The sequence below is a fragment of the Desulfurella sp. genome (assembly GCF_023256235.1).
Classification (GTDB): Bacteria; Campylobacterota_A; Desulfurellia; order Desulfurellales; family Desulfurellaceae; genus Desulfurella.
Genome location: NZ_JAGDWY010000067.1, coordinates 30,697 through 52,382, shown reverse-complemented (window position 1 = coordinate 52,382; position 21,686 = coordinate 30,697). Strand labels below are relative to the sequence as shown.

At 32.3% G+C, this 21,686-nt stretch carries 18 protein-coding genes; 6 read left to right on the top strand and 12 right to left on the bottom strand.

From position 1 onward, the window contains the following. The 9 genes from Q0C22_RS07055 to Q0C22_RS07015 all read right to left on the bottom strand — a co-directional run. The coding region (locus Q0C22_RS07055) for a complex I subunit 1 family protein (protein ID WP_291493180.1) at positions 1-626 on the bottom strand (626 nt) is incomplete at its 3' end. Further along, positions 623-2,977, bottom strand: a complete 2,355-nt coding sequence (locus Q0C22_RS07050; protein WP_291493178.1) for a 2Fe-2S iron-sulfur cluster-binding protein — start codon at positions 2,975-2,977, stop codon at positions 623-625. The genes Q0C22_RS07055 and Q0C22_RS07050, both read right to left, overlap by 4 nt. A gap of 9 nt (positions 2,978-2,986) precedes the next feature. Then, the gene (gene nuoD, locus Q0C22_RS07045; RefSeq protein ID WP_025391350.1) at positions 2,987-4,183 is read right to left on the bottom strand and encodes an NADH dehydrogenase (quinone) subunit D; all 1,197 of its coding nucleotides are present in this window, start codon (positions 4,181-4,183) and stop codon (positions 2,987-2,989) included. A gap of 9 nt (positions 4,184-4,192) precedes the next feature. Then, positions 4,193-4,738, bottom strand: a complete 546-nt coding sequence (locus Q0C22_RS07040; RefSeq protein WP_025391349.1) for an NADH-quinone oxidoreductase subunit C — start codon at positions 4,736-4,738, stop codon at positions 4,193-4,195. 13 nt (positions 4,739-4,751) lie between these two features. Continuing rightward, the gene (locus Q0C22_RS07035; RefSeq protein WP_025391348.1) at positions 4,752-5,213 is read right to left on the bottom strand and encodes an NADH-quinone oxidoreductase subunit B; all 462 of its coding nucleotides are present in this window, start codon (positions 5,211-5,213) and stop codon (positions 4,752-4,754) included. Further along, positions 5,204-5,554 carry an NADH-quinone oxidoreductase subunit A gene (locus Q0C22_RS07030; RefSeq protein WP_291493173.1) on the bottom strand — a complete coding sequence of 117 codons (351 nt, stop codon included), beginning with the start codon at positions 5,552-5,554 and terminating at the stop codon, positions 5,204-5,206. The genes Q0C22_RS07035 and Q0C22_RS07030 overlap by 10 nt, the downstream gene beginning before the upstream one ends. Before the next feature lie 50 nt (positions 5,555-5,604). Further along, positions 5,605-6,297 (bottom strand): pseudouridine synthase, encoded by a 693-nt coding sequence (locus Q0C22_RS07025; protein ID WP_291493165.1) that lies wholly within the window; start codon positions 6,295-6,297, stop codon positions 5,605-5,607. Next, the gene (gene rpoD / locus Q0C22_RS07020; protein WP_291493163.1) at positions 6,294-7,769 is read right to left on the bottom strand and encodes an RNA polymerase sigma factor RpoD; all 1,476 of its coding nucleotides are present in this window, start codon (positions 7,767-7,769) and stop codon (positions 6,294-6,296) included. The genes Q0C22_RS07025 and rpoD overlap by 4 nt, the downstream gene beginning before the upstream one ends. Next, complete coding sequence (locus Q0C22_RS07015; protein WP_291493161.1) at positions 7,762-8,340, bottom strand: molybdenum cofactor guanylyltransferase; 579 nt, start codon at positions 8,338-8,340, stop codon at positions 7,762-7,764. Before Q0C22_RS07015 ends, rpoD begins: the two co-directional genes overlap by 8 nt. 84 nt (positions 8,341-8,424) lie before the next feature. On the opposite strand from Q0C22_RS07015, the gene Q0C22_RS07010 reads away from it, so the two are divergent. The 6 genes from Q0C22_RS07010 (at position 8,425) to rpsT (ending at position 15,526) form a co-directional block, all read left to right on the top strand. After that, positions 8,425-10,410, top strand: a complete 1,986-nt coding sequence (locus Q0C22_RS07010; protein ID WP_291493159.1) for a mechanosensitive ion channel domain-containing protein — start codon at positions 8,425-8,427, stop codon at positions 10,408-10,410. Then, on the top strand, positions 10,407-10,742 hold the full coding sequence (locus tag Q0C22_RS07005) for a phage holin family protein (RefSeq protein WP_025391342.1): 336 nt from the start codon (positions 10,407-10,409) through the stop codon (positions 10,740-10,742). Before Q0C22_RS07010 ends, Q0C22_RS07005 begins: the two co-directional genes overlap by 4 nt. A gap of 11 nt (positions 10,743-10,753) precedes the next feature. Next, positions 10,754-11,908 carry a nicotinate phosphoribosyltransferase gene (locus tag Q0C22_RS07000; protein WP_291493157.1) on the top strand — a complete coding sequence of 385 codons (1,155 nt, stop codon included), beginning with the start codon at positions 10,754-10,756 and terminating at the stop codon, positions 11,906-11,908. Further along, the gene (locus Q0C22_RS06995) at positions 11,905-12,660 is read left to right on the top strand and encodes a TatD family hydrolase (protein ID WP_291493155.1); all 756 of its coding nucleotides are present in this window, start codon (positions 11,905-11,907) and stop codon (positions 12,658-12,660) included. Before Q0C22_RS07000 ends, Q0C22_RS06995 begins: the two co-directional genes overlap by 4 nt. Continuing rightward, positions 12,650-15,139: a GGDEF domain-containing protein gene (locus Q0C22_RS06990; RefSeq protein WP_291493153.1), complete on the top strand. Its 2,490-nt coding sequence runs from the start codon at positions 12,650-12,652 to the stop codon at positions 15,137-15,139. Before Q0C22_RS06995 ends, Q0C22_RS06990 begins: the two co-directional genes overlap by 11 nt. A gap of 105 nt (positions 15,140-15,244) precedes the next feature. Further along, complete coding sequence (gene rpsT / locus Q0C22_RS06985) at positions 15,245-15,526, top strand: 30S ribosomal protein S20 (protein ID WP_025391338.1); 282 nt, start codon at positions 15,245-15,247, stop codon at positions 15,524-15,526. Here rpsT and polX read toward each other — a convergent pair. Genes polX through Q0C22_RS06970 form a run of 3 tightly spaced genes read right to left on the bottom strand, consistent with a single transcriptional unit; the run spans position 15,513 to position 21,684 of the window. Then, on the bottom strand, positions 15,513-17,234 hold the full coding sequence (polX, locus tag Q0C22_RS06980; protein ID WP_291493150.1) for a DNA polymerase/3'-5' exonuclease PolX: 1,722 nt from the start codon (positions 17,232-17,234) through the stop codon (positions 15,513-15,515). The two genes, rpsT and polX, sit on opposite strands and share 14 nt — an antisense overlap. Next, a complete protein-coding gene (locus tag Q0C22_RS06975; RefSeq protein ID WP_291493148.1) occupies positions 17,231-19,081 on the bottom strand; it encodes a hypothetical protein in 1,851 nt (616 codons plus the stop codon). Before Q0C22_RS06975 ends, polX begins: the two co-directional genes overlap by 4 nt. Next, positions 19,078-21,684, bottom strand: a complete 2,607-nt coding sequence (locus Q0C22_RS06970) for a valine--tRNA ligase (protein ID WP_291493146.1) — start codon at positions 21,682-21,684, stop codon at positions 19,078-19,080. Before Q0C22_RS06970 ends, Q0C22_RS06975 begins: the two co-directional genes overlap by 4 nt. Positions 21,685-21,686 lie beyond the last annotated feature (2 nt).

Sequence of the window (21,686 nt, the reverse complement as noted above, 5' to 3'; positions counted from 1 at the left end):
ACCATTGCAATTACAAATGCTACAAATGCAAAAGGCTGATAGAAAATCAACCATAAATGCTGTTGTTGGAATGTAACAAATTCTGTTAAATTCAACGATTGAACCATAAGTATTGGATTTAGTAATGCAAGCGCTAAAATTATTTCGTAGCTAACAACTTGAGCTATCTCACGCTGAGCCCCAAAATATGAATATTTATTGCCACCTGATGCAATACCTGCAAGCATAACACCAAAACTAGATAAACCCATCATAGCCAGAATGTATAGCAGGTCTACATTGGAATGAAATACACTAAAGTAAAACATTGTACCATTTGAAAGCTCAATTGGCGGAAAAAACGGTATAGCAGCTGCAGCAGCAAATGGAAAAGTAGGCGCTAAAATAGGAGCTAACCAAAATAGAGGTTTATCTGCCCTTGCTGGTATAACATCTTCTTTAAAAAAACTTTTAATTGTATCTGCTAAAGGTTGAAGCAAACCATATGGTCCAACCCTTTTTGGTCCAATACGCTGTTGCATGTGCCCTATAACTTTTCTTTCATACCAAGTAGCATACATAACATACACACTTAAAACTGCAACAAGCAATATTAATTTAACAATCCCAATTATCACTTCTATCATTTTAATCCCCCTTGAGCTTTTGTAAGGTTAGCTCTTACTAAATTATTAAAACCTCCTGTTATATTGTATGGATTGGTATTTTCAAACCATAATTGTGCAGCAAGAACGGACTTTGGCATTTGTTCATCAATTTTTACAGGAAGAACTATTGATGAACTATTTGCTTCAATATTAGCAAAATCACCATCATTTAAGCCAATCCTTTGAGCATCTTCTTTGCTTATATGCAAAACTGATTGACTTTGTGCCAGCTTAGCCCCCTCACCATAACCAGAGTAAACAGAAGTCCTAAATTTAGAATAGTTTGCTATAAATACAAATTCACCATCACTTTTAACACTTGAATTTGTATTTATTGTATAAATTTTATCTGCAGGACCATTTAGAGTAATTTTCTTATCTTTTAGTTGTAATTTTGCGCTTGAAAGGTTATATCCCAAATTAGTTGATAGTTTAAATAAAAACTCCCATGCGCAAGGTACATTGCACTCTATTGCTTTATTTATCTTATTTACCCTACCTTCTGCATTAATAAAGGTACCACTTTGACTGGTAAAAAAAGGAACTGGCACAATTGCATTTGCAATAAGAGAAGTTTTGCTTTCAAAAGTATCAAATAAAACTATATTTTTTACAGTATCTCTGACTATTTTAGCCTCGTTATCGCTCAAAAAACTAAACAAATCTGCATTAAGCAATATTAATGTTTCAATTTTACCTTCTTTTGCAAATTCAAGCAGTCTTTGGATGCTAAATTCACTAGATGAGCCATAATTATTGTACAAAGAACCAAATGCATTATTGTATTTACTTGATGCATAAACTTTTACCTTATCTTTAAGTAAAAGAGCGATATTGGAAACAGCTTTTGCAATTTCTTCACCATTTGAACGCTCAAGCGCTTCTTGACACACAATAAAAGCTATGTTTGAAGCTTTTTTAACTTCTTCGATTATACTTGAAACATCAAATTCGCTACCTGTAAGACCATCAATACCATCAAGCCCTGCACCATAACCTTCTGATTTTAATGCGAACGCAAAAGAAGTTAAAAAGTCAAGTTCTCTTCCGGGTTCATACCTTAGCGGTATAGAACCAAGCGTATCAATCTTTGTATCTTTCCAGTAAGCACTTATCACTTTTGAAGTTTTAAGTAATTTTGCACCCCTTGTTATAGACCAGTCAATACGTGGCATCTCGTTTGCAATATCTCCGCCAAAACATATTATAAGGTTAGCATCAGAAATATCTGAAAAATCATAAAGTGTATTTACACTTTGAGGCAAGTACTTATACAATTTACCTATATGAGTAGACGATAGACTATCTATGTTGTTACTTGACAATGTATTATTAAAAAACATTTTAAATGCAAGATTGTCTTCGTGCGTTTCTCTTGCGCCACTTATACCAAAAATTTTCTCTTTTGGTGTATTTTTTAAAATTTGAGATAATTCTAATAACATTGCTTCCTGATTTAGTGTTTTTGAATTTAATGAGTAATCCTTAATAAGCCTATCTGATTTGCTAACAGAATAATTAAACCTGCCCAAATTGCAAAGGTTTGCCATATTCGGAGTATATTCTTCGCTTGTTACTCTTAGGATCTCATTATTTTTAACATTTAAATCCATCTGGCACCCAGAAGAACAAAAACCGCAAGTTGTGGGAACCTTTTCCATTTCCCATGCTCTGGCTTTGTATTTAAATAACTTGCTAGACATTGCACCAGTTGGGCAGACACTCACACATTGACCACAAAACTCGCAATCTAAAGGTTTACCATCTTTTGTATCAATCTCTTTTCTATCCCCATCTTTTTTTACCAAAGCTAAAATACCAAAATTAACCACCTTGTCGCATACTGCCACGCACCTTCTACATTGAATACAAAGATTTGCATCATGATGGATAATCTTCCATTCATAGTGTATTGTGCCTCGAGGTATGCTAAGCGGGTCTGTTTGAGCCTCTTTTGGGTTTTCTGTTATATTAAATTCGTAATTTATATTTTGAAGCTCACACTCACCACTTTTATCGCAGACACCGCATTGAAGCGGATGAAATGTGTCCCACTCATAAATTATCTCTCTTCTTAGCTGGTCCAGTGCAGGAGAGTTAGTTATAACCTCCATACCATCTTTTACCTTTGCTGCACATGATAGCATGGGTTTTTTCATACCAACAATCTCAACTGCGCATATTCTGCAGGCACCAATGGCACCAAACCTATCAGAATAGCAAATAGCTGGTATATAGATGCCATTTTCTCTTGCTGATTGCAAAATACTTTTTTCACTATCCACTTCAAACTCTTTTCCGTTTATTTTAATCTTAACTTTTTTTTCCATAATTCACCTCTATCTATCGCATTCACCAAAAACAAAATCCAAACTGCCGATTACCGAGATAATATCCGCAATATAATGCCCCTTTAACATAACTGGCATGGCACTTAAGTTTATAAAAGATGGTGATCTGATTTTCATCCTATAAGGCACACCTTCACCATTGGAGTAAATGTAAAATCCTAATTCACCTTTGGGGTTTTCAGCGCCAAAATAAGTCTCTCCAGGCGGTGCCTTAATGCCTTGAACAACCTTTACAAAATGTTTCATTAAAGCATAATTTTTTTTCATTATGTCTTCTTTTGGATCCCATACATATGGGCTATCTTTCATCATTACAGGTCCATCTGGAATTTTTTCTATACATTGCTCTAAAATCCTATTGGACTGAATCATTTCGTCCATACGCACAAGGTAGCGATCGTATACGTCGCAATTATGATAAACTGGTATCTCAAAATCCAGCTCAGGATAAACTGAGTATGGCATATCACGCCTTAAATCCCAATCAATACCGGAACCCCTTGTGCAAGGGCCTGCAATTCCCCAGTTAATAGCATCCTGTTTCGAAATGTAACCGATACCTTTTGTACGCTTAAGCCATATTCTATTTTTTGAAAGCAAAGTGTGGTATTCTTTTACTTTTGAAGGAAAAAGTTTTACAAATTCTTTTAATTTGTCTAAAAATCCATCTGGCAAATCACGTGCAACTCCACCTATTCTTATATAATTATAAGTAAGCCTGTTGCCACATGCCATCTCATACATATCAAGTATATACTCTCTTTCTCTAAAACAATATAAAAATACTGTCATAGCGCCAATATCCAAAGCATGTGTAGCAAGCCAAACCAAATGCGACGCAATCCTTCCAAGCTCAGCCATGATTACACGGATGTATTCAGCTCTTTTTGGAATCTGGCTGCTTATACCAAGCAATTTTTCCACAGCCATTGCATAGGCAAAGTTATTGTTCATTGAAGCTAAATAATCAAGTCTGTCAGTAAATGGCATGAATTGTTGATATGTCATGTTTTCGGCAAATTTTTCAAAACCACGGTGTAAGTATCCTACATCAGGATCTGATTCAACGATTTTTTCACCATCAAGTTTTACAACAAACCTCAAAACACCGTGTGTTGATGGGTGTTGTGGCCCCATATTTACAATGACTTCTCTTTCGTTTTCAACAACATAAGTTTTGTTCATTTTAAACTCCTATTTTTGGACTAAACTAAAAGGCTTTCTTGTATGCCTTGGCCTTTTTAGTTGACCAAGCGGTAAATGCTTATCCAGCCAATCATCGTCTTCTGGTCTGCCTTTTAGAGGGTAATCCTTTCTTAATGGATATCCTGTCCAATCCTGAGGCATTAAAATTCTTCTTAAATCCGGATGATTTCTAAATATTATACCAAACATATCATAGGTTTCCCTTTCGTCCCATGTAGCAGATTTATAAATATCCACAACACTTTCTATATCTTGATTTTCTTTTATATTGGTTTTTACACGTATCTGAAGCTTATGTAAAAGAGATCTGAGTTCATAAACTACTTGAAATCTATATTCAGCATCAATGCCAAAATCTACAGCAGTAACAAATACTAGATACTCAAAATTCAACTCATCATGCAAATATTTTAGACATTCGTGAGCAATATTACTTGAAACAAGGATGCTGTACTCGCCTCTAAACTCACTTGCTTCCAAAACACCATCACCAAACTTACCCTTAACCAACTCTACAACGCTTTGACCATCCATTGCTAACTCCTTATTATGTATTCATCGACCCTTCTTTCTTAATCTTTTCCTGTAATTTCATTATACCGTATAATAAACTTTCTGGCCTTGGAGGGCACCCCGGTACATATACATCAACTGGTATTATTGTATCAACACCTTGCACAACGCTGTAAGAATCAAACATACCACCTGTATTTGCACAGCTACCCATTGATATAACCCACTTTGGCCTTGGCATCTGGTCATAAACTTTGCGTGCGGCTATTGCCATTTTTTTTGTAAGAGTACCCGCTACTATCATAACGTCTGAATGTCTTGGCGATGCTCTAAACACCACACCAAATCTATCTAAGTCGAATCGTGAAGCTCCTGTTGCCATCATTTCGATAGCACAGCATGCCAAACCAAATGTTACAGGCCAAAAAGATGAATACCTACCCCAGCTAACCAACTTATCCAGTTTTGTAGTAATCCAGGCATTCTCTATTCCCATACAAGCGCTCCTTTCTTATAAGCATAAATCCATCCAACAAATACCATAATAATAAACAAACCCATCTCAATAACACCCAAAATACCTAATTCTTCAAAATATACTGCCCATGGATACATAAAAATCGCTTCAATATCGAAAAGTGTAAACATAATCGCAATAATATAAAAGCGAATATTAAAATACCTGAATTCACTCACCATAGGCGCACCACACTCATAAAGATCATACTTTTCCTTATCATACTCACGTGGCGCAAGGTATTTAGCGGCTATAACCATACCGGCAAATATTACAAACAAAAGCACCAATGCAATAAACGCAATAAACCAATTAGTCATACACCACACCTCCATATTGGAAAGTTATAATTCGTGTGAATTTTATACTATCATTTGCTTTGTGTCAATTGCAATATTTCACTTTCTTCCAATAATCTATACTCCCCTGGAGCTAAATTTCCTAATTTAATACCACCAATTGATATTCTTTTTAAAACATCAATTCCAATATCAAATTTTTTAAAAAACCTTCTTATAACCCTATTCCTCCCAGAATCCATTACAAGCTTTATCCACAATTTATTTTCTGTAAAAGAAATAAATAATGGTTTAAAAAATCCATCTTCAAGTATTGTCCCTTTTGAAAGTTCATTTAATAGTTTACTTTCTATTTGTTTTTTTGTTTTTATTAGATAAGTCTTTTTAACCTTTTTTGAAGGATGAGTAACCTTATTAGCAAATAATCCATCATTGGTTACAAAAATCAAACCTTCTGATAAGTAATCAAGCCTCCCAACCGGAAAAACCCTTATGTCTAAATGACCAAAAAAATCTCCTATACACCTGTGTGTCCCATCTTTAAGGCTTGATATAACAAAAGGAGGCTTGTAAAAGGCAAAATATAATTTGCCTTGCGGTTTTATAGGTTTGCCTTTATATAAGACATTTTCGCTTTGCGGATCAATATCTATAAAATCTCTTACAATCTCTCCATTTACGCTTATGAGACCATTTTTAATTAATTCTTCAGTCTTTCTCCTAGAACCCAACCCGCAGGCTGCCAAATACCTATTAAGCCTCATTCAATAAAGCTCACAAGTGCTTTAGAGCGTTTTGGATGCCTCAATTTTTTGATTGCTTTTGCTTCAATTTGTCTTACACGTTCACGTGTTACCCCAAGAACTTTGCCAACTTCTTCAAGTGTATGATCAAAACCTGTAGTTATTCCAAATCTCATACGCAATACCTTCTGTTCCCTTTCATTAAGTGTAGCAAGCACAGCTTCTATTTTTTCTGAAAGATCAGCTTCGATCACAGCATCAAGCGGGGAAGCTGCATTTTTATCTTCTATGAAATCCTCCAGTCTTGTATCTTCTTCATCGCCAATTGGTGTCTCCAGTGATATAGGTTCTTTTACAATTTTTAAAATATTTTTTATTTTTTCCACAGGCACATTAAGGGTTTCTGACAATTCCTGTACGGTTGGTTCTCTACCGTTTTCCTGTACAAGCAATTTTGAAGCTCTTACAATCTTGTTTATTGTCTCTATCATATGAACAGGGATACGAATGGTTCGGGCTTGATCTGCAATAGCTCGAGATATTGATTGTCTGATCCACCATGTAGCGTAGGTAGAAAACTTAAAGCCTCTTTTATAATCAAATTTATCTACAGCTTTCATAAGTCCTATATTTCCTTCCTGGATAAGATCCAAAAATGACAAACCCCTGCTTAAATATTTTTTGGCAATAGATACAACAAGCCTCAAATTTGCTTTTATCATCCTTTGTTTTGCATTTTCAATTACAAGCTTGCTTTTTTCAAGCTTATTTATCTGGTCAAAAATTTTATCTTTTTCTGGGACCTGCTCTAACTTATAAGCCTTTTGTTTAAAACTTTCTATCATATTTCCAATACAGGTATCATTTAGAGAAACTTCAGTAAGGTTGCGGATAATTTTTTCTTTGTATTCCGGTTTATTTTCTTTTTTATACAAATTAAGTGTCTCTTTTATTTCTGAGAAAACAATCAAAAATTTTTGTTTTGTTGTAAAATCTTCTTCATCTTCTTGTTTTACATCATCAAAAGAGCTATCAAGAGCATTTGATATATTTTTAAGCTTTATAATGTTGTTGCTTACATTGTATATTAACTCATCCAAAGCCGCACTAAAAAATGGCACTTCTATAAGGGTTTCAAGCAATATATTTTTTTCGTCAATAATTTTTTTTGCAAGTTCAATTTCCTCATCTCTATCGAGTAAATCTATGGTTCCCATTTCTGAAAAATACATTTTTATAGCACTTTTGATTTCAGTATCTTCTTCTAAAAGCTCTTCTTCTTTTACTATTGTGCTTAATTTTTTTGCGTCTGCATCACTTTCCAAGATATCAATATTTAAATCATCGCACTTATCCATTAAATCATCAATTTCTTCGATGTTAATCTCATCTGGCAAAAGTTTATTTATATCATCATAAGTTAGGTAGCCCTTTTTCTTGCCTTCTTCCAAAAGGCTGCTTGAAAAAATTTCATCACTTGATGTTTTATCCATTTGCTCCTCCTAAAAACTTAATGTAATCTTCTTTTGTATTTATATTTATAACCGATTCTTTTATATTACAATTGAATTTTGATACATACTTAACTTTAACATCATCCAAAAGTCCTTTTATACTAAAATAATTACCGGATTCAATTTTGGTATATAATGATTTACTGTAAAAACCATGTAAAACCTGAGGTTTTTCTAAAAAAGGTAATATGCACTCATATGAATAGTCTACATAAGCTGCTAGTTCAATTATGCAGTCTTTTGAAATGTTTGGCATATCGCACCCACATACAAAAATGTAATCTTTTTGCGATATTTTTAAACCCTGTCTCAAACCCTCAATAGGTCCATAATAATTTCTTTTATCCTCCACTACTTTTACCCTATTGTTTATAATTTGTGTATATTTTTGAGTTTCGTCAACAGCAATAACCACTTCTTCAAAAATCTCTGATAATTTATTAACAATTATACTTATAAATGGCTCATTATCTTTTAATAGGTAAGCTTTGTTTTTGCCAATCCGTCTGGATTTACCTCCACACAGTACAAGCGCACCGAATTTCAACATTTCTACCACTTGCTATAAGGTAATAAAAACTTCCAAAAAGTCAATAGTATTGACACATAAAAGTTTTTCATATATAAGTTTTATATGAGTTTCTTAAAAATACTTATATTAGCAATATTCTTTACGGTAACTATAAATTCACACTCATTTGGCTTAATACAAAAGTCCTCAGATAATATTGCTGCAATAAACAAAATGGAACAGCAAACCTATAACCAAATAAGCAAAACAAAAGATCCAGAAACATTGGATAAGCTTTATGTAAAAATCGATCTTTTAAGAGAACTAAAGAGTCTTTACTCAACAAAACCAAAGGTTCAAAACAAAGAAAAGCTGGATCGTCTATTAAAAGCCAAAGTCATTTACTTTGATGAATTCAATAATTTTGTTGACTATTTAACAAACCTTAGCAACACAATAAATAGCTTAGAAAAAACAATACAACACTTAAGTGAAAGAAAGAAAATTTTAAACGAAGAATTTTTATCAATTCAAAAAAATACGCTTGACGAAGAACTTTTAGATTTGCGCTATAAAATTACACAGGCAAAACTTGACCAGGCTAAAAAAAGTATAGACAATATAAATCAATTCCTAAATGACTCATACAAATCAATGAATAGTATAACGCATAAAATTGCTCTGGACAAGTACGCTTTAAAAAATATAAATGAAAAAATCAAGTCACAAGAAAAATACTACGATGAAATGCAAGACAATATAGTTTCTCAAAATATACAGCTTGATACTCAAATACAGCTTTTAGTATCTCAAATAATGCATTCTTCTACTAGCTCTACATACCTGCAAAACAGGCTTGCCCAATTAGAAAATCAAAAACTCTACAATGAAAATCAATTGTTTGGCATAGCAATATCAATAATTGATCTAAAAATCAGGCGTTATTTGATAGAAATTATAGAAAATAAAAACTCTACACATACTGTAGCTGTATACACACAAATCCAAAAAGAAATACAAAAAATTGAAAATTCAATTGATACAAACATTCAGTTCATAACCAACTACTCTCCACCAAATTATACAGCTAACTCTCAAGTTTCTTATTTTGTGTATTTTAAGCAAACATTACTTGATTTAATGACATACAAGCAAAACTTAAGCTTACTGGAAAATAAACTCAATACAATTAGAAAAATATTACTGCATATACAAAATCCCTCAATATATGCATTAAACAAAGCTGCAAAATCTCTCAAAAACATAGGCATACAGGTTTCACATGTATTAAATTACTCATTCTTTGAGTACAAAGGAATTGATCTATCTTTATCATTGATACTTAAAATAATCATCTTATTGTTTTTAGGATTTTTGCTTGATAAGCATTACAAAAAAAGCCTGGAAAAGCTTAAACTTCGCCAATCCATAGGTGAAGCAAATATTCAAATTTTAAAAACACTTGGATCATATATTATCGTAATAGTGATTTTGGCCATATCATTAACATTTATAGGCGTCAATGCATCTACCATAGCTTTAATTGCAGGCGCGCTAAGCGTTGGTTTGGGATTTGGACTGCAAAATATTGCCAACAACATGGTTTCTGGTATCATAATCATATTTGAGCAGCTAGTTAAACCAGGAGACATAATAAATATACCAGAAAACAACATATCTGGTGTTGTTATAGAAACTAAATTAAGATCTACAATTATTAGAGCTTACGATAATACGGATATTATCGTGCCAAACTCTTACTTTATAAAGTCCAAAGTTATAAATTTTACTTATTCATTTGGTGCTATAAAATTGAAAATACCATTTATCGTGGATATAAATTCAGATATTGAAAAAGTTAAAGAAATTGTTATTGAAGAACTAAAGAAACAAGATTATATTTTAGACAATGAAACATACTCGCCAAAGTGTGTTTTGATTAAACAAAGTATATATGGTCTTGAGTTTGAAGCATGGGCATGGATAGAAAAAACTGACTTAAAGGCACCTGTTTGGCTTCAAGAACTTTATTATGTAAAAATCATTGAAGCATTAAAGAAAAACTCAGTGGTGCTTTCTACAATTAACCGTTTTTTGGAGGTAAAATGATATTCATAATTAAGTGGGTAATTAATTCTATTGCTTTAGGTATTAGTGTAATGATTGTCAAAGGTTTACGTGTTGAAGGTGTATTTTCGCTAATTGCAGCAAGCTTGGTAATTGGATTATTAAATACATTCATACGACCATTTTTGATAATTTTGACGCTTCCCATTAATATTTTAACACTTGGTTTATTTACGCTTATTATCAATGCTTTACTTTTTTACCTTGCCTCATACATTGTAAAAGGTTTTGTTGTTGAAAGTTTTTTTAGTGCTCTTGCAGGCTCAATAATAATGAGTATAATAGGCTTAATATTAAATGCGTTTGTAGATTAGGGGGGTAAAAATTGTTCATTTCAACAAAAGAAGATATATTAAATGCAAAAGTAACAGATGTATACTTTGATAGGACTGTTTATACACTTAAAGTAAAGGGTCTGGATAAAAAAGTAAAAGCTGAAATTAGCGTAAAAAAATTGCCAAAAAATTATAAATGGGGAATTTTTGTTGGATTAGAAGAAGTTTTGGAATTGCTTGAAGGTAAAAATTTAAATATTCGTGCTATTAAAGAAGGCAGTATTTTTAGAGAAAACGAACCAGTGCTTGAAATTGAGGGTCTATATAGTGAATTTGCAAAATTTGAAACGGCAATTTTGGGCTTTTTATGTCAAGAATCTGGTGTAGCTACAAAAGCTGCAAGACTTAGAAAATTGGTTAAAGATAAACAACTTTTATCGTTTGGTGCAAGAAGAATGCATCCTGCTATTGCTGTAGCAATTGAGCGAGCTGCGTATATTGGCGGATGTGATGGAGTTTCTACAGTATTGGCTGCAAACACATTAAACATACAACCAAGCGGGACAATACCGCATTCTCTCGTTTTGCTTTCTGGCGATACAGTTAGTGCAGCTCAATACTTTGACGAAACAATGGATAGCAATGTGCCAAGAATTATACTAATTGACACATTTGGAGATGAAAAATTTGAAACGTTAAGGGTTTTTGAAGCGCTTGGCAAAAAATTATCAGGCATTAGACTTGATACGCCAAACTCAAGAAGGGGAAACCTCAAAGCCATTATTGAAGAAATCCGCTGGGAATTATCTTTAAGAGGCGCAGATAATGTAAAAATATTTGCAAGCGGTGGGCTTGACGAAGAAACCATCGAGCCACTTGTTGATGTTGTGGATGGTTTTGGTGTTGGCACAAGCATATCAAGTGCGTCTACAATTGATTTTTCTATGGATATTATAGAAATTGAAGGCAAACCAATCGCAAAAAAAGGCAAAAATTCCGGATCAAAAAGCCTTTTTAGATGCAAAAAATGCTTTAGCGATAAAGTAGTGCCATACACTATCAAAACCCAAGAATGTTCTTGTGGCGGATCCATGCAAGATATCCTTGAGTATGTAGTTCAAGGTGGCAAAACAATAATAGACCTACCCAATATAAAAAGCATAAGGGAACATACACTAACAAGCCTAAGATTTGTCGATTTATGAAAATCATAGATACACATGCCCATCTTCAATCAAAAGAATTTGATAATATAATAGATGAAGTTATTCAAAGATTTGGTATTGTTGAAAAAGTTTTTCTTGCTACATCATATATCAGTGATATAGAAAAAGCATGTAAACTAACACATAAATATGAAAATTTATACTTTTTTGCCGGGATTCATCCTCATTATGCAGGCGAGTTCAAAATCGGCGATTTAGATATCATAGAAAGTTACCTGAAAGATGAAAAATGTATAGGCATAGGAGAGATTGGCTTGGATTACTTTTATAACTACGCTCCTAAAGAAACTCAAAAAATACTATTTTCAAGTTTACTTGACTTTGCAATCTTTCACAATAAATGGGTATCAATTCACATAAGGGATGCAGTTTCTGACAGCATTGATATACTAAGTTCAAAATTAGATTTAAAAGCCATTATTCATTGCTTTAGCGGAGACATTGATCTTTTAAAACTTGCTTTAGATCGTAATTACCTATTGGGAATAGGTGGTATTGTAACATTCAAAAATTCACTTATTAGAAAAAATATAAAGTATGTACCGCTAAAAAATATGGTATTAGAAACAGATTCACCTTATCTTGCACCTGTTCCAAAACGCGGGCACACAAACGAACCATCCTTTCTACAATATACGCTTTTTGAACTTAGCAATTTACTAAAATTACCACCACAAGAAATAGCTCAGATTACATATAAAAATAGTTTAAGAGTTTTAAATGACAAATAATTACTTTGATTCTAATTTAAAAGATATTAATAAAGAGATACTAAATAGACTTTACAATATCTGTGAAACAATTCAAAATAAAAATGTCAATGAAAAAACTAAAGAAATTCTAAGAAAATATATAAAAAATAAGCTCAAAACAATTGATTTAGATTCTTTTGACAATCCGGCAAATTTTTTGAGTTTTGTAAATGAATTTTTGGATTTTGCACATGGTGTTTTTTTGGATCATAAGGTTGAAAACATAGAACAACTTGAAAACAATTTACTAAAAGCAGTCTTACAGGAAAGTTTATCCATATCAAGGCAATGCGTTTCAAAAACTCAACTTAAACTGGAAGAAATAAAATCAATTTTTGATAAACTCTACGATGGCGTTTTGGTTATAGATACAAATACGCGTAAAATACTTTCTTCAAATAAATCTATTGAATATATTTTAAAAACAAAAAATATAGTTAATCAGGATATATTAAATTTTGCTCAAGAAAATAAAAAAGATTACTATCAAGAATTATTTAAAAAGTTTGTTAAACAAAAAAAAGGTATCACTGAAATTTTGGAGTTTAAAACTGCAAAAAACGAGCCTCTCATGCTTGAAGCAAGCGTTAATATGCTAAATGAATCTGCAATGGTTGTAGTTTTTAGAGATATAACAAAACGTATTGAAAATGAAAAGCTTCTAATCAGGCTAAATAGACTCTATGAAGTACTATCAAGAATAAACAATCTGGTTGTTCGCATACAGGATGTAGATGTATTATTTGAAGAAGTATGCAATATACTTGTTAATTTTGGCAAATTTAAGCTTGCATGGATTGGATGCGTTGACTCAAAAACAAAAACAATAAAACCTAAAGCGTATGCAGGGGATAAAAAGTATTTAAGAAACATCGTTGTTTCAATAGAAGAAGACAAACCAGAAGGCAGTGGTCCATCAGGTATAGCAATTAGAAACAACAAAATCGTTGTGTGCAATGATATACAAAAAAGCCCTATAATGAGCCCATGGAGAAATCAGGCAAAACAATCTAATTTCCACTCATCAATAACTGTACCTATAACTATTTTAGAGTCTCAAGGTCCTTCAAAAGTTTTAAAAGCCTACTCAGACGAAATAGATTATTTTGACGAAAAAGAAATCAATTTATTTGAAGAAATAGCAAGTGATATTGCATATGCAATAGATTTTATTGAAAAAAAGAAAAAGGTTGTTTTTTTGTCATCTTTTGATCCTTTAACTAATTTACCAAACAGGATAATGTTTGGGTATACAATTGAGTCTTTTATAAAACATAAAAAAAATTTTTCTGTTATTATCTGCGATATCAACAATTTCACAGCTATAAACAACAAATATGGTTATATAAAAGGAGACAGTATAATTAAAAATGTCGCTAAAGCAATCCTGGAAGTGGACAAAATCTATTATGCAGCAAGAACCGGTAGTGACGAATTTGGCTTTATCTTAAGCACATCAAATAAAGATGAAATTTTACATATCGCAAAATCTATCGAAGAAAAAATAGAATCTTTATCTTTTGATATAGATATGAATCTTGGATTTACAATAGGAGTTAGCATTTACCCAACAGACGCAGATACGCAGGAAAAACTCATAACAAACGCTGAAATAGCTCTTGTTGATGCAAAAAAGAAAAATCTGTTTTTAAGCTTTTATCAAGAAGACTCAAATATACTGATCCAGGCAAAACTTCAGCTTCAAAGCAAACTCAAAAATGCTATAAAAAACAATGAATTTATACTTTTTTATCAGCCAAAATTATCTTTGAATGATTTACATATACATTCTGTAGAAGCTTTACTTAGATGGAACTCAAAAAACGGTATTGTTTTGCCAAATGAATTCATCCCGCTACTAGAAGAAACAAATTTAATAACAGAACTTGGCTACAAAATTTTTGAACAATCAATAAACCAGGTTAAAACATGGCAAAAAAAAGGGTTTTATATACAAATTGGTGTTAATGTTTCGCCTGTTCAATTGGATGATTCAAACTTTGTAGAAAACGTAATTGAATTAATAGAAAATTCTAAAATTGATAAAAGCTTGATAGAAATAGAAATAACAGAAAGCACGCTTATTAAACACTTGGATAAACTCACTAAATTAAACGAAAATGGCATAAAAATCTTTATAGACGATTTTGGCACAGGATACTCATCTTTGTCTTATTTAAAAGAGATACCTTTAAGCGGTATCAAGATAGATATAGCTTTTATTAGAGAAATGTTTGAGAAAAGCAACTTCGAGATTCTAAGAACCATAATAAATCTATCAAAAATTTTAAATCTTAAGGTAATCGCAGAAGGTGTTGAAACAAAACAGCAATTAATAGCTCTAAAACACTTACATTGCGATGAAGTTCAGGGTTATTTGATTGCAAAACCAGATTTACCAGAAAATATTGAGCATCTTTTCAGTCAGACTTTGTTTTACCAGGAACTGTCATTCTAATTAAGGCTTTTTATAAAACTTTTTAACAATATTGTTAACAATTAAAATTTGACTTTACAATTTTGATATGCTATTAATTATGTAGTTTTTATAAGGAGGTAGTTTGTGGCAAATCATAAATCGGCTCTAAAAAGAGTTAAACAAAACAAAAAAAGGTATGCTAGAAATAAGTCTTATAGAACGAGACTGAAAAATGCTGTAAAAAGAGCAAGACTTGCTATAAATAGTCAAAATGTTCAAGACTTACAAGAAGAATTAAAAAAAGCACAAAAAATAATACATAAAATCAAAAGTAAAGGTGTTATACATAAAAATAAAGCTGCACGATTGGTTTCAAGACTTGCAAAAGCAGCAAATAAAAAATTACAACAATCTAGTGCTTCTTAAGAAATTGCTTAAGCTGGCTATAGTTTAGCGTATTCAAACAATCGCTTTTTTCTATCCAGCCTCGCTGAGCTGTTAAAACACCATAAATCATATAATCTAAGTTTTCCTTGGTATGTGTATCTGTATTAATACATATTTTAGCACCTGCATTTTTTGCCAATCTTGCATGTTCATCGTTTAAATCAAGGCGCAAATAAAAAGAATTTATTTCTAATGCTGTTTTGTGTTTTGCAGCATATTCTGCAATTTTTTGAATATCAATCTCGTATGGTGCTCTTTGGCCAATGAGTCTACCCGTTGGATGAGCAATAATGTTTACATATGGGTTTTCTATAGCAGAAATAATCCTTTTTGTGTTTATTTCTTTTGAGTTTGCAAAACCCTGATGTATGGAAGCTATAACAATATCTAAATCCTTTAGCACATTATCGCTAAAATCAAGCTCGCCGTTTTGCTTTATATCAACTTCACTACCTGCAAGTATGTGTATCTTGCCTTTGTATTTATCCTTGAGTTTATCAATTTCATTTAATTGGTCGTATAGACGTTCTGCGCTTAAACCATTTGCAACATATGAAGAAACTGAATGGTCAGTTATTGCAATATAGTCATAGTTTCGCTTTATTGCTTCTTGAATAACTTCTTCAAGACTCATTAACCCATCTGAATAATTGGTATGCACATGCAAATCGCCTTTTATATCGTCAAGCTCTACCACGTTTGGCAATTTATTAGCCAAACACGCTTCGATTTCGCCTTTGTTTTCTCTTAAAGTTGGTTTTATGTAGCAAAGACCAAGTGCTTTATAAATATCTTCTTCAGTTTTTGTTTCTAACTTTTTATCTTTTTCAAACAACCCATACTCATTTAGTTTAAAGCCTTTTTTTATTGCAATATCACGCAAGCGCACATTGTGTTCTTTCGATCCACTAAAATATTGAAGAGCGCTTGCAAAAGAATCTTCATCCACAAGCCTGAAGTCCACCTGCATATTATTTGATAAAAGCAAACTTACTTTTGTATCACCCATTGCAATTATTTGCTTGTGTTCTAAATTTGCCAAAGCTTTTGACACACCATTAAAATCTTTTGTACAAATAAGTATATCAAGATCTCCAACAGTTTCTTTACCACGTCTGACACTTCCTGCTATTTCGACTTTTTTTACATTATCTATTTTGTAAACTCTATTAACCAAATCTTTTGCAATAGGATAAGCTACTCCTAAAGGAAATCTGCTTTGACCTTCTTCGTAGAGCTGTATTCCTTCTCTTATTTTTTTTATACTTTTTTCAAGCAATGATATATCTTTTAACTCATCATTTTCAAATACAAGTTTTTTGACATCTTCAAGTGTCCTTACACGATACTTCTCAAACATTTTATATAAAGTTCTAGGGCCCAGTCCTCTTATATCTTTTAATTGAAACAGTGTATATGGAACTTTTTCTAAAAGCTCATCTAAATAAGCTACTTTTTGTGTTTGTATGTACTCTTTAATTTTTTGTTCCAAATCTTTGCCTATACCTTCTATTTTTTTAGGATTTGGCTTAGAATAAATTTCTGTGATACTTTCGTTTAAATTTCTGATAGATTCTGCTGCATTTCTATATGCCCTTATTTTAAATGCATTTTCATTTAAAAACTCCAGAGCATCTGCTATTGTTTCAAATATTGAAGCAATTTTTTCATTATCTTGAAATTTCATTTGTTAATTTCAAATATAGTTAACCTATAAATGTCGTCTTCACCCAATATAAATCGTGTAAAAAATGGTGCAGGTGTTGCAATTAAACCCACAATATAATCATTTTGCCTTGCAAAGCTTACAATACGTCCAGAAACATTCCCGGAGTTCCATATATCCTGTAGTTTATCGTTTTCTAACCTGTACATAGATATACTATACGCATTGTAATGGCTGCCTGCAATTTGAACCACATTACTTCTATAGCTTGTTTGTGAGAGTACGTAATAATTCTCACCATGCTTGTAAAATCTCAAGCTATTTTTAATATATACTTTTCCAGCATTTTTGTTTTCAAAGTAGCTTTCATTGGGATTATAATTATGAGTGTATCTTTGTATAGGCTCTACACTTGAGCCAACATAATAACCTGTTAAGTAATTCTTTTTCGTGTCTAAATCATATATGGCAATTTCATTGTTTGGTGTTGCATAAACTAACTTGTGGCCAATTTGCTCAAATTCATAGAAAGATGCAGGATTTATTGGCAATTTTAGTTCTTTTATAATTGTACCATCTAAATTCATTTCATAAATAGGCCCATAAAATTTTGAACCAATGGATAAGTTTTGGGCAATTAGCTCTGGCTTTGAGTATTTATCAAAAAATCTTATACAATAACCTATTGAATCTTTTACTATATGTATAGAGGTACCTTCAATATAACCTATTGAAGACGATAACTGTCCATAGGCATTAAAGTTTGATATGGCAAGATATGTTTTACCATCAATCTGGGCGCTATCAATATTAAATATATTGTAACCTACTTTGATGCTTCCAACTTTATTTAATGAGTAGCCATCAAACCTATATAGTTCAAGATCACCTTTATTTGCAACAACAATTAAATCTGAAGTTACAGCCAAAGCTTTTGCAGAATAGCCAATATTTGCGTAATTAACAAGTCTCATAGTAGCACTGGATGCACCCACATTTGAGTATCTGCTATATAGTCCGAATTTATTAAGCAAGCTTTCCCAGAATGTCAATCTAGGCTCGATGTTTAAAGTACTTGGTACAATATTTTCCGGAGGCAAATTTTCCACTTTAGCAGTTTTTATATTTTGCATTTCTTGCTCAGTTAACTTTGAACTTGTTGAAAATATTAAATCACCTGTATATCCATTATAGATATTGTAAGAAAGCTGATTGTTACTTTTTAGATATACTGGAATTACAAAATCACAGTTAATATCACTGCATAATCTTTCTACGTCTTTTGGCGTGCTAATTGATGAAATCTTTTCCTTTGTCATTGCAATTTCAATTGTATCTGGGTCAATCACATCAAACTTATTTGTAGAATTAAGCGCGTTTCTTATGTCGTTAAACAAAACAGGATTTCTTGTAATAATAGCTACCCTATATAAACTCTTTCCTATTATCCACTCATCATTATCGCTTACATGGGCTTTTGAGTAAGTATAGCCATTTGGTATCAACGGTAAGCCTAAAAAGTATTTTTGTATTTTTTGCGTACCTCTTATAATCTTTGCTATGCTTTTATCAGGTTTTACTTCCACTACCTCAGCATAAGCTCTGCCACTTTTTAATTCGACACGCTTTTGTGTTGTAGGATCAACAAAAGTTCCTAGGTTTTTGTAAATATATACAAGCTCACCTTTTAAAATGCCACTATTTGAGCCTTTATCAAGTATAACATAATCGTTTTCAACACCAATAACTTTCCCTTTTTGCTCAACTAATTTTGAAACAAGTTCGTTTGCAAAATCCTGCCCTACATTTGCTTTTGCAATATTTACAAAAATAAAAAAAGCTAAAACAGAAAATAAAAATTTTTTCATAACACACTCTGAAGCTGTTCTATTCTTTTTTTGGCATTTTCTTTAATTAAAATTGCCTCTTGAAGCTCTTTTTTGCTTTTTTCAATAAGCTGTTTTGGAGCTTTTGAAATAAACTCTTGGTTGCGCAGTCTTTTATTTAAAAAATCAATGGAAACTTGCGCTTTTTCCACTACTTTCTTAAGCCTCAAAATTTCACCTTCCACATCAACATTTTCAATTGCTTCTAAAAATATATCACCATATTTAGTAGGCTGTATAAAGCTTTTTGGCACATCTTTTTCAATTATAGATATTTCTTTAGCATTTGCAAGTAGCAAAACATACTTTTTATATTTTTCTATAATATTTTTTGCAATTTTACTTATTGGTTTAAAATAAAAACTCAATTTTTTGGTTGCAGCAATTGAATTTTCACTTCTTAGTATTCTCATAGCCTTAATAAGTTCAATCAAGCATTCAAACTCTTCCTCAATCTGCGTCGCAAATTCTTGAGAGCGCGGGTATTTAGCTATCATTATTGACTTAGCAGATTTGTTTGGCAGTTTTTGCCACAAAAATTCACTGATAAATGGTACAAAGGGGTGTATTAGCTTAAGGATCTGCTTAAAAACTTCAAGCAAAGTACCTTTTACTTCATCACTAAACTCATCTTTTCCTAGGTGGGCTTTGCTCATTTCTATATAGTAATCGCAAAACTCATGCCACACAAACTGATAAATGCTATTTGCTGCTTCGTTAAATTTGTAATCTTCCAGGTTTTGCCTGACCTGTTCAATTGATCTAGCAAGCCTTGATTTTATCCACAAACTTGCGCTTGAGTAAGCATTTATATTAACTGATGGTTGGAAATCTTTAGTGTTCATCTCAATAAACCTATAAGCATTCCAGATCTTATTCATAAATCGTCTGTATGATTCTATCTGATCGTAGGAAAGCTTTATATCTCTGCCTTGCGCTGCAAGTATTGCCAAAGTAAAACGCAATGAGTCTGCTCCGTATTTTTCAATTACATCAAGAGGATCTATAACATTGCCTTTGGTTTTGCTCATCTTCTGGCCAAACTTATCCCTTACCAAAGCGTGTATATACACATCTTTAAAGGGTACATCATTCATAAAAAACATACCCATCATTATCATTCTTGCAACCCAGAAAAAAATTATGTCAAAACCTGTTACAAGAAGACTTGTAGGGTAAAATTTCTTTAAATCTTCTGTATTGTCTGGCCATCCCAGCGTGGAAAATGGCCAAAGAGCAGAAGAAAACCATGTATCTAATACGTCGGTTTCTGGTATAAGCTTTCCAGAGCATTTTGAGCATTTATCGATTGGATTTTCGCTTACAAAAACTTCACAGCATTGCTTGCATGTATATGCTGGGATTCTATGTCCCCACCAGATCTGTCTTGAGATACACCAATCTTTTATATTATACATCCACTCAAAATAAGTTTTTTCCCAGTGTTTTGGGATAAACTTAATCGAGCCATTTTCAACAACCTCTATGGCTTTTTTTGCCAAATCTTTTGTTTTTACAAACCATTGCTTTGATATATATGGTTCAATCACAGTCCCACATCTATAACAATGACCAACAGAGTGCACATAATCTTCTATCTTGTAAATTAGATCTGCTTCTTTTAGCTTTTTTACAGTAACTTTTCTTGCTTCAAATCTATCTAAACCCTCTAAACCAGGCGCATTAAGCGTCATTTTACCATAATCATCTATCGCTATTACAATATCCAAATTATGCCTTTTGCCTACTTCAAAATCATTTACATCATGGGCTGGTGTTATTTTTACAACACCACTACCAAAACTCATATCAACATATTCATCTTCAATAATCTCAATTAGCTTATTAACAAGTGGCAAAACCACTTTTTTACCCACAAGGTGCTTGTAGCGTTCATCTTTGGGATTAACTGCAACAGCTGTATCACCAAATAGTGTTTCTGGCCTTGTGGTAGCAACTATCAAAAAATCGTCTGAATTTTCTAAAAAATATTTTAAATAGTAAAGTTTTGAGTTTTCTTCTTCATATTCCACTTCCAAATCAGATAAAGCTGTGTGGCAACTTGGACACCAATTTATTATATACTCACCTTTGTAAATATAGCCTGCGTTGTATAACTCAACAAATGCCTTTCTAACGGCTCTTGATAAGCCTTCATCCATTGTAAAGCGAAGCCTTGAAAAATCGCAACTTGCCCCCAGTCTTTTAATTTGGTCTATTATCCTATTACCATAGGTATTTTTCCATTCCCATACTTTTTCAATAAATGCATCTCTACCAATTTCTTCTTTTTTTATGCCTTTTTTTGCAAGATCGCGCTCTACCATTGTTTGTGTTGCAATACCAGCATGATCTGTGCCTGGAAGCCAAAGCACGCTATAACCGCACATGCGTTTGTATCTTGCAAAAATGTCCTGGAGTGTCTGATTTAATGCGTGACCAATATGCAAAGCGCCTGTAACATTTGGAGGTGGAATTACCATACTGAAAGGTTTTCCATCTTTATTTACTTCTGGTTTAAAAAGATCATTTTCTTCCCAGAATCTGTATATATCTTTTTCAAAATCACTATTGTAAGTATCCATAG

What these genes read in the sequence shown, in the direction of transcription:
- Q0C22_RS07050 (WP_291493178.1), bottom strand. Translation starts at nt 2,977, where the DNA reads ATGGAAAAAAAAGTTAAGATTAAAATAAACGGAAAAGAGTTTGAAGTG.
- nuoD (WP_025391350.1), bottom strand. Translation starts at nt 4,183, where the DNA reads ATGAACAAAACTTATGTTGTTGAAAACGAAAGAGAAGTCATTGTAAAT.
- Q0C22_RS07040 (WP_025391349.1), bottom strand. Translation starts at nt 4,738, where the DNA reads ATGGATGGTCAAAGCGTTGTAGAGTTGGTTAAGGGTAAGTTTGGTGAT.
- Q0C22_RS07035 (WP_025391348.1), bottom strand. Translation starts at nt 5,213, where the DNA reads ATGGGAATAGAGAATGCCTGGATTACTACAAAACTGGATAAGTTGGTT.
- Q0C22_RS07030 (WP_291493173.1), bottom strand. Translation starts at nt 5,554, where the DNA reads ATGACTAATTGGTTTATTGCGTTTATTGCATTGGTGCTTTTGTTTGTA.
- Q0C22_RS07025 (WP_291493165.1), bottom strand. Translation starts at nt 6,297, where the DNA reads ATGAGGCTTAATAGGTATTTGGCAGCCTGCGGGTTGGGTTCTAGGAGA.
- rpoD (WP_291493163.1), bottom strand. Translation starts at nt 7,769, where the DNA reads ATGGATAAAACATCAAGTGATGAAATTTTTTCAAGCAGCCTTTTGGAA.
- Q0C22_RS07015 (WP_291493161.1), bottom strand. Translation starts at nt 8,340, where the DNA reads ATGTTGAAATTCGGTGCGCTTGTACTGTGTGGAGGTAAATCCAGACGG.
- Q0C22_RS07010 (WP_291493159.1), top strand. Translation starts at nt 8,425, where the DNA reads ATGAGTTTCTTAAAAATACTTATATTAGCAATATTCTTTACGGTAACT.
- Q0C22_RS07005 (WP_025391342.1), top strand. Translation starts at nt 10,407, where the DNA reads ATGATATTCATAATTAAGTGGGTAATTAATTCTATTGCTTTAGGTATT.
- Q0C22_RS06995 (WP_291493155.1), top strand. Translation starts at nt 11,905, where the DNA reads ATGAAAATCATAGATACACATGCCCATCTTCAATCAAAAGAATTTGAT.
- Q0C22_RS06990 (WP_291493153.1), top strand. Translation starts at nt 12,650, where the DNA reads ATGACAAATAATTACTTTGATTCTAATTTAAAAGATATTAATAAAGAG.
- polX (WP_291493150.1), bottom strand. Translation starts at nt 17,234, where the DNA reads ATGAAATTTCAAGATAATGAAAAAATTGCTTCAATATTTGAAACAATA.
- Q0C22_RS06975 (WP_291493148.1), bottom strand. Translation starts at nt 19,081, where the DNA reads ATGAAAAAATTTTTATTTTCTGTTTTAGCTTTTTTTATTTTTGTAAAT.
- Q0C22_RS06970 (WP_291493146.1), bottom strand. Translation starts at nt 21,684, where the DNA reads ATGGATACTTACAATAGTGATTTTGAAAAAGATATATACAGATTCTGG.